Source organism: Sphingobacterium sp. B16(2022), assembly GCF_012030425.1.
GTDB classification, from domain to species: Bacteria; Bacteroidota; Bacteroidia; order Sphingobacteriales; family Sphingobacteriaceae; genus Sphingobacterium; species Sphingobacterium anhuiense.
In genome coordinates, this window is sequence record NZ_JAAUVN010000002.1 from 528,308 (window position 1) to 542,404 (window position 14,097).

Here is a 14,097-nt window from a genome sequence, read left to right on the forward strand (position 1 = left end):
TTGGCCTTCTTTTTTCAAAGCCTTCATCAAAAAACAGTTACCGTTACAGTGCATTGTCACTGTATTTTTATTTACACAATACTTTGCAGCTATTTCGGAACGGTTTGCATAAAAACTCACAACTATAAAAAGTTTGCTTAAGCTCATCATAACGATACAGATCAATAGCAATATTGTTGTGAATGATTTCAAAAGCGATGTGATAATATGTTAAACCGATGCAAATATAATTGATTTTTTTAATCTTTTCAATATATTTGCAACATCATTGCATTAGCGGGTACTTATATGAAGCATTTTTCTTTTTTGATATTTATCCTGATCACTTTTCAATCTTTAAAGGCACAGACATTAAGTATACGGCATATTTTAGATCAAGAAAAATCAGTTATAACCGATACTACTTTTCAGTTAACTACTAGAGATAAACGAACTGTACCTATTCCTATCACATTGGTTAGCGGTTCAGAAAAGGGACCTACTTTTACCATTATAGCCGGGATTCATGGAATGGAATATCCGACCATATTGTCGCTATTGCAATTGCGTAAAGAAATAGATCCTAAAAAATTAAAGGGAAATCTAATTATAATTCCAATTGCCAATGTACCATCTTTTTATAGCCGTACTCCATTCGTAAATCCAATGGACGAAAAGAATCTGAATCGGGTTTTTCCAGGTCATCCCAATGGCAGCATTACTGAGGTGATGGCAGATTTTCTTACACGCGAAGTTTTTAGCGCAACAGATGTGCTTTTGGATATGCACGGTGGAGATGTAGGAGAAGATCTTATTCCTTTTATATGTTATTATAATAATCAAGAGTTCAAGGCACAGACTAAAAAGGCTGCTCATCTCAGTGAGATTAGTGGGTTTGATACAATTGTGTCCTATCCCTATATTCTCAATGCCCATCAACCTACGATGTATGCTTTTAAGCAAGCCGTCAGTCAAGGGATTACTGCATTAAGCATAGAAATTGGAAAACTAGGTTACTGGAATAAAGACGAAGTCTCAAAGACCAATGATGCTATTTACCGTATGCTATTTGTTTTGAAGATGTATGATAAGAAAGATATTAGTCCGACTTCCTTTAAAAAGATCAGGTATACCAAACAAGCATATATTTCGGTTCCTGTTCAAGGTATATTTTATAGCAATTTAAAGGCTGGCGACCGTGTACATAAAGATGATAAAATTGGTTATATCACAGATCTTTTCGGTAATAAGATCAACACAATTTTAGCAATGGAAACCGGAGTGATACTTTATAAAATCGGTACACCTCCCGTAAATAAGGGAGAAACCTTATGTTGCATTGGGATTGATGAGAACTTTGTAGAATAAGAGTTTGTGAATATTTAAAAAATATATTGTTACTGTTAAAATAAAGCAATGCTTTAAATAGCACATTCTTTGAACTTTAGAAAATTATTCAGCAAACTTCTTAACAACCAAACTTTTAATTTATTGGTCATAAACAGAAAAATTGATTGAGATTCTATTAAATTCATAAACAATCTGTATTTTTTATCGTTATGCTGTTTAAAATATGATATTTTTCTTGTTTTATAGCCTCTTCATTGTATTTTGTTTTGTTAATTTCGATAATTGCTATAAATAATGTATTACATTATTTATAATCAAACTTTCATATCACTATTTTAAAACAAAAGCTTTATTATGAATAAAAACCTAAAAACAATAGCTTTTCTCTCTCTATTGTTTATTACTACGGGTACTTATGCCCAAGTAGATAAGTATCAATGGAAAGAAGCATCAGAAGGAGGTTATCAATACAAGTATGTAACCAACGATCCCATTAAGACCCGATTTTACAAATTGAAGAATGGTCTTACGGTGATTCTTAGTCCAGATACCAAGAAACCTCGCATACAAACTTATATCGCCACTAAGGCAGGTAGTAAGACAGACCCGAAAGATCATACTGGATTAGCTCATTATTTGGAGCATATGCTATTTAAGGGTACTGATAAATTTGGGAGTTTAGACTGGTCAAAAGAAAAACCTTTGTTAGATCAGGTGGACAATCTTTATGAAAAGTATAACCATTCGACGAATGATGCCGAGCGTGCCACGATCTATAAAGAAATTGACCGTGTATCTGGCGAAGCCGCTAAATATGCGATTCCCAATGAGTATGATAAACTGATGAGCAGCATGGGCTCTAAGGGTACAAATGCATTTACATCATTTGAGCAAACGGTTTATGTAGAGGATATTCCCAACAATGTTATGGATAAGTATTTAGCTGTACAAGCCGAAAGATTTAGAAATCCTATTCTGAGATTGTTTCATACCGAGCTTGAGTCAGTTTATGAAGAAAAGAATATCAGTCTGGATAATGATAATAGAAAATCAATAGAGGCAATTTTTGCAGCAATGTTTCCTAATAACAATTACGGAAAGCAAACGGTCCTGGGTTCAGTAGAACATCTCAGAAATCCATCTCTGAAAGCAATCCGTCAATATTATGAGACCTATTATGTTCCCAACAACATGGGAATCATTATGTCAGGCGATTTTAATCCGACAGATGTAATCAAGCGTATTGATCATGCTTTTTCATTTATGAAATCTAAACCTGTTCCAGCTTATACTTTTGAAAAAGAACAGCCTATCACGAAGCCGATTTCAAAAACGATTGTAGGTCCATCTTCAGAATATATTTTGATGGGATTCCGCTTTCCGGGTGCAGCTAGTCCCGATGCACAGATCTTAAATCTCATGGCCAATGTGCTTACAAATGGTTCAGCAGGACTGATTGATCTTGATCTTGTGAAATCGCAAAAATTACTAGGTGCAGGAGCATTTCCTTATATTTTGAAGGATTATTCGATGTTGATTCTTCAGGGAAATCCTGGAGTAGGGCAGAGTTTAGAAGATGTTAAAAAACTTTTATTAATGGAGTTGGATAAATTAAAAAGAGGTGATTTTTCAGAAGACCTTCTTACTTCAATTGTCAATAATGAAAAGAAATCACAGATTAAACTGTACGAAAATTATAATCAAACTGCGGAACAGTTGATGTCAGGTTTTACATCAGAACTAGACTGGGCAAACGAACTGGCATATACAGACCGTTTATCCAAGATTACAAAAAAAGACATTGTAAATTTTGCAAATAAATACCTTTCAGATGTCAACTATGTGACCATTCTGAAGGAAAAAGGGCAGGACATGAATGTAGCTAAAGTAGAGAAACCAGCTATTACCCCGATCACTGTAAATAGAAATGTGCAATCTGCATTTTTAAAACAGATCAATGAGATGCCCGAGCAGGATATAAAACCGCAATGGATAAATTTTGAGCAGGATCTTTCAAAATCAAATCTACAAGACTTAGAAGTATTAACCGTTCAGAATAAAAATAACGAACTTTTTAGCCTGACCTATCATTTTGATTTCGGTAAATGGGATAATAAGTTATTGGGTATAGCAGTAGGCTACCTGGAATTTTTGGGTACAAAAGATAAAACAAGCGAGGAATTTAGCAAATTGTTCTATAAGTTGGCTTCAGATTTTTCTGTTTCCTCCGGTAATGAAGAAAGTAGTGTTTCCATCTCTGGCTTGAACAGTAATTTTAAAGAATCTGTAAGTTTATTACAGGATCTTTTACATAACTGTATCGTAGATGATGCCGCATTCAAATCTTATATAGAGCGGTTGAAAAAAGCCAGAGCAAATGCAAAGGAAAGTAAAGCGACTATCATGGAGGGTTTAAAAGCTTATGCACGTTATGGCGAAAAAAATCCTTTTAATTATACGTTCACTGACCAAGAATTAGACGCATTAAATCCTAAGGATCTAGTTGAGGTATTGCATAATGTAGCAAATGCAAAACATCGTATTTTATATTATGGCCCTAAAGCAGTTGCTGATTTAGTGGTGGATTTAAAGCCATTGAAAGATAAAGATGCTTCATATTTTTCATTAGAAAAAGGACTAAAATTTGTGGAAAAACCAACAAATGCAAATAAAGTCTTATTTGCTCAATATTCAATGAAGCAGGTAGAAGTGTTTTGGCAAAGAAATTCTGGATTATTTGATAAAAATCAGATGCCTACCATCACTTTTTTTAACGGATACTTTGGAGGTGGCATGGGGAGTATTGTTTTTCAGACTCTTCGTGAATCAAAAGCATTAGCATACACAACATATGCTTACTATGGTCAGCCCCAAAAGAAAGCAAACCATGGTATGGTTGGGGCATATATCGGAACACAATCAGATAAATTTAAAGATGCGGTAAGTGGTATGAATGAACTCCTGAATGAGTTGCCTGAGTCTACTGTTGCTATGGAATCTGTAAGAACAAATCTTTTAAAGTCATTAGCTAGCGAACGTGTTACCGGTGCTAGTATCCTTTCCAGTTATTTGGGTGCTCAGCGTTTAGGTCTTACAGATGATTCTCGGAAAGTCATTTATGAAAAAATACCTCAACTTTCTTATATAGATCTCAAAGCTTTTCATACTGAAAATATCAGCCAAAAACCGTACACATATTGTATCGTAGGAGATGAAAAAGACTTAAATGATAGCAATATTACCAGTCTTGGCGATGTGAAAAAATTAGATCTAAGTGAAATATTTGGGTACTAATAGCGTATCTATGCCGGATACATTTTAGTTTGTAAGGGGACCAAGTTATTTTACGATTCGCTTATGCAGCGTTACATTGCCTGCAATGTAACGCTGCATAAGCGATAAAAAATCATAAAAATCGACACTATAGATTGAATTAAATTAGTATAAAATGAAAAAAATAGTATTAATGATTACCGCTGTCATATTTGTGGTAGCTGGAGCATCTGCTCAGATCCACAAACCAGTAAAGTGGACTGTAGCAAGTAAAAAACTGAATAGCAAAGAAGCTGTTGTATTTATTAAAGCCACTATTCAGAACGGTTGGCATATTTATTCTCAAAACGTAAAAGATGGAGGACCTATTCCCACATCTTTTCAATTTGCTCAAGCTGCAGATTATGCGTTGACAGGTAAAACTGCAGAACCAAAATCTAAAGTAAAACATGAAGAAGTTTTCAAGATGGATGTCGGTTATTTTACTAATGAAGTTATTTTTCAACAAAAAGTAAGCCTTAAAAAAGGAACAGCTACAGTAAAAGGCACTGTGGAGTGGCAAGCATGCGATGCTTCCCAATGTCTCCCTCCAGACGAATACAGCTTTACTGTGACTATTAAATAAATAAGAAAAGGTGAAAATCACCTTTTCTTATAACTATTTTTTAATGGTATTTATAAATAGTATAGCAGTTATGTAGCTCAGTACTATTCTTAAACGAAGATTTTTGTTATTGGAATAGCTTAACCTCTTTTTTTGTTATGGCAGGTCTTTTATTATATTTAAAAAGCAGAACCAGAAAAAAATAAAAGGTTTTAAATCCAAAAAATAAGTAATGAACTTTAGCCATATCTTTATGTAAATAATTGTAATAAAGATGGATAATTTACATTCAATGAATCTATATCGTAATATAAAAAAACGCTTGAGTCTGGGAAACTCAAGCGTTTTTAATCTAACCAATTATTAACCTAATTTAATAATACATTTTTTGTGCCAAATTAATTGATTTCTTGATAATATTGGCGATTTTTTGGATTTCCACTCTTATATCCTACCAGATCATGATGGCCATTGTCGTTGACAATATTGCCTTACTATCCATTTAGATATCTACTTAAGTTAATGTGGTGGAAGTCAATGTTACTATGTGTTATGTCCAGATTTTCCGACTTTAACCCATAATTCGATTAGTAGCCCAGCTAAAAGCATAAAGACGCCGGCAGTAACAAACACACCAACAATTCCCGTAAAGTTAAATAACATTCCCCCTGCGGCTGCGCCAGCTGCAATAGCCCCCTGTACGGCTGCCACAACCATGCCTCCGGCACTTTCGGCTTGGTCAGGAACGGCTCTTGCAACCCAATTTGACCATGCTACAGGAACCCCGCCAAAAGCCATTCCCCAAATCGCAATTAATAGCGCATGTCCTACAAAAGAAGATGGAATCATTACCAAAAGCAATGCTATGATACCTACGATCATTGGCATCAGTACCAGTGTTCTACGTAAACTTCTTTCCAGTAGTTTACCGGCTAATAACGTCCCTGCAAAATTAGCTACTCCAAATCCCAGAAGCATGAGTGCTAAACCATTAGGCCCTATCGAAATAGTGCTTTCTAAAAACGGACGTATGTAGGTAAACAGTGCATAATGCCCCATGTGTGCTAATACACAGCCTACCATTCCTATAGCTATTCCTGGCCGTAAAAGTACACTGGACACTGTACCCGAGGTTGCTGTTTTATGGGGTCTTAGTCGAGGCAGGGTGAACCATTGGAAAACCAGTGTGATTACCCCTATTACAGCAGCAGCATAGAAGGCACTTCTCCACCCCAAGATCCCGCCTAAGTAGCTTCCCAAGGGTACAGACACCACTGTTCCAACGGCTATGCCACTAAAAATTATAGAAAGAGCTCTTGGGACAAGTGCCGCAGGTACTAAACGCATTGCAACTGCCGCCGCCATCGCCCAAAAACCTCCCAGAGCAACACCTAATAATGTTCGCATGACGAGCAGTACTATTAAACTGGAAGAAAAAGCGACCAATAAATTAGAAATAACCATTAAAAATGAAAACGCAAGTAATACCCATCGTCTGTCCAAAGACCGTGTCAGACCTGGTAAGATTAACCCCGAACATAATGCCGCAACTGCTGTAACAGTAACCGTTTGGCCTGCAACAGCTTCAGACACCCCGAGCTCCGAAGCCATAGGGGTTAGGAGACTCGCCGGTAAATACTCAGACGTCAACAATCCAAAAACGCCCATTGTTAGGGAAAACACTGCAGTCCATGCTGGTGCGGTCGGTCCTCCATTATTGGAGCCTGAGGGAGCTGCATCTATCCTTGTAACAACTTTACATTTGTTGTTACCTAAATTTAAACTATCCATAAAAACAAATTTATTATGGATCAAATCTCGTTTTTAATAACTATGAAAAGTTATGACAATCAAACAGATCGTAATGAAATACAAACAGCAATATCAACCCTAACTGTTTTCATTTGTAAACATATATATATGATCCGAAAGTGCTGTTTTAAATAGAAAATTACAATGAGTTTTATATTGCTATTTTATTTTTTAATATATACTGATCCCGTGTTTTTCCGAAATTGTAAAGGAGTAACAGCGGTTTGCTTTTTAAAGAAAAAGATAAAGTTAGATGAATGTTCAAAACCTAAGCTGAATGCTATCTGAGAGATGTCCCAACTACTAAATTGTAACAATGCTTTTGCCTCCTGAAGTATCCTTTCCGTGATCCACTCCGTAGTTGTTTTGCCTGTATATTCCTTCAAAGCGCGGTTCAAGGTATTTGTATGAACATTTAGCTGAGCAGAAAATTCGTTTGCGGTATTTAATTTCAATGCCTGGCTTGGCGAATCGATTGGAAACTGCAATTCTAATAATTCCACAAACAGTTTTGTAATGCGTTCGGACGCGTTCGCAGGTTGGTAAAACGTTTCTGGTGGTTGCATTTTCATAGCTTCATGCATAATGATCTGCACATAGCTTCGTAAAAGATCATATTTATGTGTATAATCGGAATGGATTTCGCGAATCATATTTTCAAAATGCCCTTTTAATACATGAATATTCTCTGTGTTTGGAAAAAATAGATGCTCCCCGCCGACTTTAAAGAGGGGGGACTGGGCTAGACTTTCGTTTCTGAAGTTGCGGGTAATAAAATCTTCAGTAAAAAGACAGAAATAACCGCCCTGATCTTCCGAGGTTGGTTCCCAGGAGTATGGGATCATCGGATTAAAAAATGTAATAGATGGTTTGTCAATCCTAATGGATTTATCGGCATAACTTAAAATTCCCGTGCCCTTTGTAATGATGGATATTTTATAAAAATCTCTGCGGTTGGGTGGGAGAGAGGTGCTATCGCAAGAAAAATTCGCTCGATTATATACATTAAAACCGCGAGCTTCCCTATCGATACGTCCATGTCGGCTATAAAACTCGGATACACTTTCCTTTCTACTCATAGTACAAAATTATGAAATTGAAACGATCATAGACAATATTTTTATTTCCAGTAAAAAATATAGCAGATATAGGCTACATGTCATAAAATTTGGAATATCGAGCTAAATCTTATGTTTATATCCGCCCTGAAATGAGTGATTACTTTAAAGCATAAATCTGTTATTTTCACAATCTATTGACCTGTAATTATTTAAGTTGGCTAAACCTCTAACCACTGTGAAAAACTAGGTAGCCACTTAAGTTCGGTCCATAATTTATTTACGGAGTTAATAATGACAGTAATTCCGTGTTGTTTATGGAATATTTCTTTTTGCACAGCTCTTTCAAATAATATTTCCAAAATAGTTTAGGGATTCCCGTTCTGGCAGGAACCTACTAGCATATACCTGTGAACAAAAAATTAGGCTTCAGACCGATATAAATTTAGAAAGAGCTTTATACGCTTTTTTTGGGGAAAGATTATTCCTTTATGCAGCCCGGTCTGCAGTTTTAATGATACAATGGAATAAAGTATTGATGATTCTTTTTTATGAAGGTCTACCATTACTATAAGCTTTTCGTTGTTCGTACGCTTAAGTTGCTTTTTTTCCTCTTAAGCTTTTAGCCAAAGAGAAGAAAAGCATTGCCAGCCAGGAATTTATTTTTATGGTACCATTATTTGTGGATTTATGTTAATGGTATTGATAATGAATTAGTTATTGATCTATGATAGACGTTAAGATAAGCACCCTTTCTGATGAAGAACTCCTACACATGCTGCAGGCTAGCAGCAATCAGGCGTTTACCGTGTTGTACGATCGTTATTGGAAAAAACTGTTTACCACAGCTGCCAATAAGCTGAATTGTCTCGAAGAGGCCGAAGATATCGTACAGCAGATCTTTATCAGCATCTGGAATCGGCGGGAGGAGCTTGAAGTTCATTCTTCTTTAGGTTCGTACCTAGCTGTTGCGGTAAAATACCGGGTACTCAAATGTCTCAATGCGCGGTTCAAGCATAAGTATTTAAGTGATAACGCAACAGAGGAGGTCCTTTCCGAACTATCGGACGACTCCACTCAGCAATGGCTCGAGTTCAATGAGGTTAATGAAAGATTGCAGTATCTGGTCGAGGCATTGCCCGAAAAATGCCGCCTGGTGTTCGAGATGAGCCGTGTGGAAGGACGCAGTCATAAAGAGATTGCATCCACCCTGGATCTCTCTGAGAAAACCATCGAGTACTATATCACCAAAGCACTGAAATTTATCCGCACAGGTCTAAAAATGTTTTTTCTTACACTGTGATTTCTTTAGAGGATTATAGCAGGATATAACAGGCGAAAAAATAAGAAAAGAGTTCAAACGATCAGATAGATTAAGGTAATTTTTAACTGTTGCACTAGGGATAACCGAACCGAGGAGAACATAACACAGAACGCCGTGCAACTATAAAATTGATATGAAAAATAAACGCATCGAGTATCTAGCTCATAAATGGTTGAACAATACCATCAGCTCCGAGGAGGGCCTCGAGTTCAATCAATGGTATCGTGAAGGACTGGAAAATCCAGTCTTTATTCACGGAAAATACGCAAAAACGGAAGAAGAGCTCCGTGACCGGATCTATCAGGTCATAGACAGGAACATACATAAAAAAAGGAGAAGCGGCCGGTGGTTGCGTACGGTGGCGGCTGCATTTGTAGTTTTGAACATCTGCGCAGGAATCTATCTGTACAGCAATAATGACCAGGAATTAGTAATTACTAATAGCAGTACACAAGATCTACCACCAGGCACGGACCAGGCAACCTTGACCCTTTCCGATGGTAGACGTGTTCAATTATCGGATGTCGGACACAATGATCAACTCGCCGATCAGGGAGGGGTAGTCATATCCAAGACAGCCGACGGACAATTGATCTACCATGTCAGCACTAGCGCAAAAGCTGATCCCAAAGGTGTTGTTTCTTATCATACGATTGAAACACCTCAAGGCGGACAGTATCAAGTAGTATTGCCAGACGGCACCCATGTTTGGCTCAATGCCGCTTCCTCCTTTCGTTATCCCACATCCTTTCCGAAGACAGGGCGCCGGGAAGTACAGCTAAGCTATGGTGAGGCCTATTTTGAAGTCAGTCCCGATACCGAGCAACCCTTTATTGTTTCATCCGGACGGCAGCAGTTGGAGGTAGTAGGTACCCATTTCAATGTCAGTGCCTATATCGAAGATGCTACGGTTAAGACCACGCTTTTGGAAGGGAAGGTCAAGCTGACCGACAGGCTGTCCAAAGAAGAAGTCATGCTTCGGGCGGGACAACAGGCACAGCTATCGGGAACAGGCATTCAGGTGAAGACCTTAGATGAAGCCAATATGGATCTGTGGAAAGACGGCAAATTTACGTTCAATAATGAAAGGATGCTTTCCGTGATGCAGCAGATAGCACGCTGGTATAAAGTTAAGATTGTATTTCAGGATCCTGTACAAGATGTACGGCTCAATGGTTCGGTGTCCCGATTTGAGCATCTTTCCACCTTGTTGAGCAAGCTGGAGCAGACCGGTCTGGTCAGTTTCAGGCGCGAAGGAGACAATCTGGTTGTTATGAAACCGTGATATGAATAAAAAGAATGCTAATAGGTAGCGTTTTTATGACCGTAAAGGGGACGCCTTTTGCGGTTTCTATAAAAAGAAAGGTTATGATGCTGCTTTTGCAAAGATTCTGTTTGAATGTAGCTTTTTTAATGGACCGTAGGTGCGCGAGGTACTTACGGTTTTTTTATGCATTTACTGTTTAGTCATAGTCAATAAAACTTTTAAAACTGAGAAGATTTTAAGCTAAACGGCTAGGGAAGTATCCTTATCAAGGAACCTATTTGTATATAAACTTACATTAAGGATTCCACTATGAAATTTACAGCTCTCTTTTGTTTTTTACTATTCATTACAGCGTTTTCGCAGGCACAGGAAAAAGATAAGTAAGGCAGACCACCGTTGGTGCCAGGTATTGCTGAGCTAAAGATTGGTGATCCGGTGCCTAAGATTTTGATATCCTACGAAAAAAGTTAGGTTTTTATTCAAGCAAATAGACCACTTCTTAACACTGCTGAAAAAGATGATAAGAAACTTATACCAGTTTAACGTTTTTAGGTACCCTATTATAAAGAATGAACAAGAACAATAAAGAGTAGATTTTTAATTTTTACGAAGCCGTAAAGTATAATCGCTTTGCGGTTTTTTTTATATGAAAATGAACAAATACCTGTTGTTTTACTTTTTCTTATTCCATTTTGGTTTTGTTAGCTCGGTTGTAGCACAAAATTTCGAACTACGTGGTCGTGTAGTAGATTCCCTTCAAAAAGGTCTTACAGGTATATCAGTTCGCGTTTATATGGAAAACGACAGTATAAGTACTGGAACTGATAAAGATGGTTTTTTTTCTTTTCGTTCATTGAAAAGAGGAAATATGAGACTTCTCGTTAGTAGCTTGGGGTATCAGACTTACCAACAAAATATGGTGTATGCCGGCGATGAGCCTGTCTTTAAATTACCACCGATTATTGTTCAGACCAAGACCCAGCGTTTACAAGAAGTAGCGGTAAAAGCCCCAGATGCCATTCGTGTTGCCAAGGATACAATCGAGTTCAATGCGTCAGCGTATGCAGTGGGCGAAAAGGACCGCCTAGAAGATCTGTTACGACAGCTACCTGGTGTAAGGATCGATAACGCTGGAAATGTGACGGCGATGGGCGAGTCCATGACTAAGTTGCGGGTCAATGGCAAGGATTTTTTCACCAATAATGTCAAAGATTTTTTGAAGCAGCTGCCTGCAGGTATCATTGCCAAGCTTCAGGTGATCGATGATTATGGCGATCAGGCCAATTTTACAGGGATTAAAGTAGGAAAACCTCAGAAAATGCTTAATCTGGTTATTAAAGATGGACAGAATAAAGGCATTTTCGGCGATGCTGAGGCCTCTGCAAGTACGCAAGGGCTTTTTGGGGGAGGTCTGCAGGGCAATCTCTGGCTTGATGTCCATCAGCTCAGTGCTTATGCCAATCAACAAAATACGCGTATCGAGGGCGGGAACCAGCAAACGACAAGTATTGGGGTCAATTATAGACATTCCATGGACAAGAGCAATGTTTACGGAAATTATGGCTATAATACGAACCAGCGAACAGGAGATTCTGAAAGCTACAGCGAGAGCGGTACCAGTAACGGCATCCTGTACAACCGGATGCAGAACAGCAATACCAATGAGAATCAAAATCAGCAAGTGCAGTTTAATATGCAGTCTAGCAGTAAAAAGAACTTTTGGAATTTTCAATTGTTGGGGCAGACTTCCACCGCTGAAGATGCCTCACATATGGTATCCAAACAGACCGGTGCCATCGTGCAGGATCTGGACAATACGGTGCTGGGCGATTCGAAAAATAAAAGCGGAAACTTATCCCTATCCTGGAGCCGGAATATGGGCAAACAGGGCCGCAGTTTGAGTACCAGCATTTCTGGAAGTGTACAGGGTGGTCAAGAGCTGAGCACGATCCACGATCAGCTGCGTTTCTACGATCACGCAACAGGGGAGCCCGTGAAAGATTCTGTCAATATGCGCCTGCTGAATGCAGACCGAAGAGAGTCCACGCTTGCGCTTAGTGTAAAATATGCCGAACCGCTCAACGATCATGCTGCAACCGAGACGAAGCGCAGTTTGGATCTTGGTTATAGTTATGCGCTCAGGAACATTGACCAGGTTTTGGAAACAAACAGCGGTCAAGAGGAGGTATTGCAGCGTATCGATTCATTGAGCACCGATTTCCGCTCGCACTTCAGCACCCAGCAGCTGGAGCTGAGCTATCGGGTAGCCGCACCCAAGTTAGGGTACAGCTTAGGGTTGCTGCTACTGCCGGCTAGTATGGATGCTGCTGAAGGTATGCAGCAGAAGGCTGTAGGTTATAGCCTATTCCATATCTTTCCTGTTGCGAGCCTGCGCTACACACCGTCACCCAAAAACAGCATGCAGCTGAATTATACAGGAACTGCTTCGGCTCCGTCAATTCAACAATTGATGCCCTTGCAGGATGTCCGCAACATGCAGCAGATCACTGTTGGCAATCCCGATCTGAAACCTACGCAGGTGCATCGGCTTAGTTTAGATCTGGGACATGTCAACCCTGCGAAAGGGTATACCTACAGTTTTGCATTAAATGGATCCGTTGTAGAGGATCAGGTCGTGAGCAATGTCCTGCTGTTTCCCGACACACTCAACAATTTCAGGCAGGAGACCCATTATGTTAATGCCAATGGCGCTTATCAACTGAGCGCCAGCTATGATATGACCTTACCATTTGCAAAGGATTACCAATTACGCTGGGGTACGTATGGGAGCAAGAACCGATCTGTGGTTTTTATTGGTGGGCAAAAAGGAGCAAATAGTACCATTGCCCTGCGCCAGTCTCTCAGTCTGGCGCTCAATAGGAAAACAATTCGGGGTACCGTAAATCTCAGTTATGGTTATGCCAACAGCCTATATGAGTTGAATAGCGATTTAAGTAGACGAACCTACAGCTGGGAGATGGGGACTGATGCCCGCTGGACCATCAGTCTACGGCTCGTCATTGGCGCAGATGCCAGTTATCGGATCAATGGTGGGTATAGCATCCCGGTCAGAAATCCCATTTTGATCAACGCCTATATGGAACTATTTCTGTTACGGAATAAAGATTTTAGTCTGCGTTTTCAGGGGTACGATCTCTTGGATCAACAGCAGTCGGTCAACCTGATGTTGATGGATAACAGCATCACGCAGCGTACTTCAAGTCGGATCGGGCGTTATGTATTATTGACGGCTAAATACAGCTTGTCCCGCTTTGGAGGGAAGCTGTAAAAAATTATGCAGCTCAACTAGGGATAAGAAGCTCAGATGGAACCTACCTATACTAACCAATATTTAAAAACAAACTAAAAATGGAGCAACCACCAATTTTCCGATCGGACTGATAGTCTGTAGGCAAAAAAAGCCACGCTA

General features: G+C 38.9%; 8 protein-coding genes. 6 read left to right on the top strand and 2 right to left on the bottom strand.

Features of this window, described 5'->3' with window-relative positions:
- Window positions 1-288 precede the first annotated feature (288 nt).
- The 3 genes from HCX49_RS12515 to HCX49_RS12525 all read left to right on the top strand — a co-directional run bounded on the left by HCX49_RS12515 (window position 289) and on the right by HCX49_RS12525 (window position 5,227).
- Window positions 289-1,347: a succinylglutamate desuccinylase/aspartoacylase family protein gene (locus HCX49_RS12515; RefSeq protein ID WP_168127248.1), complete on the top strand. Its 1,059-nt coding sequence runs from the start codon at window positions 289-291 to the stop codon at window positions 1,345-1,347.
- A 336-nt stretch (window positions 1,348-1,683) separates the two neighbouring features.
- The gene (locus tag HCX49_RS12520) at window positions 1,684-4,623 is read left to right on the top strand and encodes a M16 family metallopeptidase (RefSeq protein WP_168127249.1); all 2,940 of its coding nucleotides are present in this window, start codon (window positions 1,684-1,686) and stop codon (window positions 4,621-4,623) included.
- A gap of 154 nt (window positions 4,624-4,777) precedes the next feature.
- Entirely contained in the window at window positions 4,778-5,227 is a 450-nt protein-coding gene (locus tag HCX49_RS12525) for a protein-disulfide reductase DsbD N-terminal domain-containing protein (protein ID WP_168127250.1), read from the top strand.
- Window positions 5,228-5,749: 522 nt separating this feature from the next.
- Here HCX49_RS12525 and HCX49_RS12530 read toward each other — a convergent pair.
- Entirely contained in the window at window positions 5,750-6,997 is a 1,248-nt protein-coding gene (locus tag HCX49_RS12530) for an MFS transporter (protein WP_168127251.1), read from the bottom strand.
- A 185-nt stretch (window positions 6,998-7,182) separates the two neighbouring features.
- Entirely contained in the window at window positions 7,183-8,097 is a 915-nt protein-coding gene (locus HCX49_RS12535; RefSeq protein ID WP_021191253.1) for a helix-turn-helix domain-containing protein, read from the bottom strand.
- 706 nt (window positions 8,098-8,803) lie between these two features.
- Here HCX49_RS12535 and HCX49_RS12540 point away from each other — a divergent pair.
- The 3 genes from HCX49_RS12540 to HCX49_RS12550 all read left to right on the top strand — a co-directional run bounded on the left by HCX49_RS12540 (window position 8,804) and on the right by HCX49_RS12550 (window position 13,956).
- Entirely contained in the window at window positions 8,804-9,379 is a 576-nt protein-coding gene (locus HCX49_RS12540; protein WP_168127252.1) for an RNA polymerase sigma-70 factor, read from the top strand.
- A 154-nt stretch (window positions 9,380-9,533) separates the two neighbouring features.
- Entirely contained in the window at window positions 9,534-10,685 is a 1,152-nt protein-coding gene (locus HCX49_RS12545) for a FecR family protein (protein WP_168127253.1), read from the top strand.
- Between the two features lie 628 nt (window positions 10,686-11,313).
- A complete protein-coding gene (locus HCX49_RS12550) occupies window positions 11,314-13,956 on the top strand; it encodes an outer membrane beta-barrel protein (RefSeq protein ID WP_206368444.1) in 2,643 nt (880 codons plus the stop codon).
- Window positions 13,957-14,097 lie beyond the last annotated feature (141 nt).

Excerpts from the sequence above, each read along its gene's own strand:
- HCX49_RS12540 (WP_168127252.1), top strand. The coding sequence starts at position 8,804 with ATGATAGACGTTAAGATAAGCACCCTTTCTGATGAAGAACTCCTACAC.
- HCX49_RS12515 (WP_168127248.1), top strand. The coding sequence starts at position 289 with ATGAAGCATTTTTCTTTTTTGATATTTATCCTGATCACTTTTCAATCT.
- HCX49_RS12525 (WP_168127250.1), top strand. The coding sequence starts at position 4,778 with ATGAAAAAAATAGTATTAATGATTACCGCTGTCATATTTGTGGTAGCT.
- HCX49_RS12550 (WP_206368444.1), top strand. The coding sequence starts at position 11,314 with ATGAAAATGAACAAATACCTGTTGTTTTACTTTTTCTTATTCCATTTT.
- HCX49_RS12530 (WP_168127251.1), bottom strand. The coding sequence starts at position 6,997 with ATGGATAGTTTAAATTTAGGTAACAACAAATGTAAAGTTGTTACAAGG.
- HCX49_RS12535 (WP_021191253.1), bottom strand. The coding sequence starts at position 8,097 with ATGAGTAGAAAGGAAAGTGTATCCGAGTTTTATAGCCGACATGGACGT.
- HCX49_RS12545 (WP_168127253.1), top strand. The coding sequence starts at position 9,534 with ATGAAAAATAAACGCATCGAGTATCTAGCTCATAAATGGTTGAACAAT.
- HCX49_RS12520 (WP_168127249.1), top strand. The coding sequence starts at position 1,684 with ATGAATAAAAACCTAAAAACAATAGCTTTTCTCTCTCTATTGTTTATT.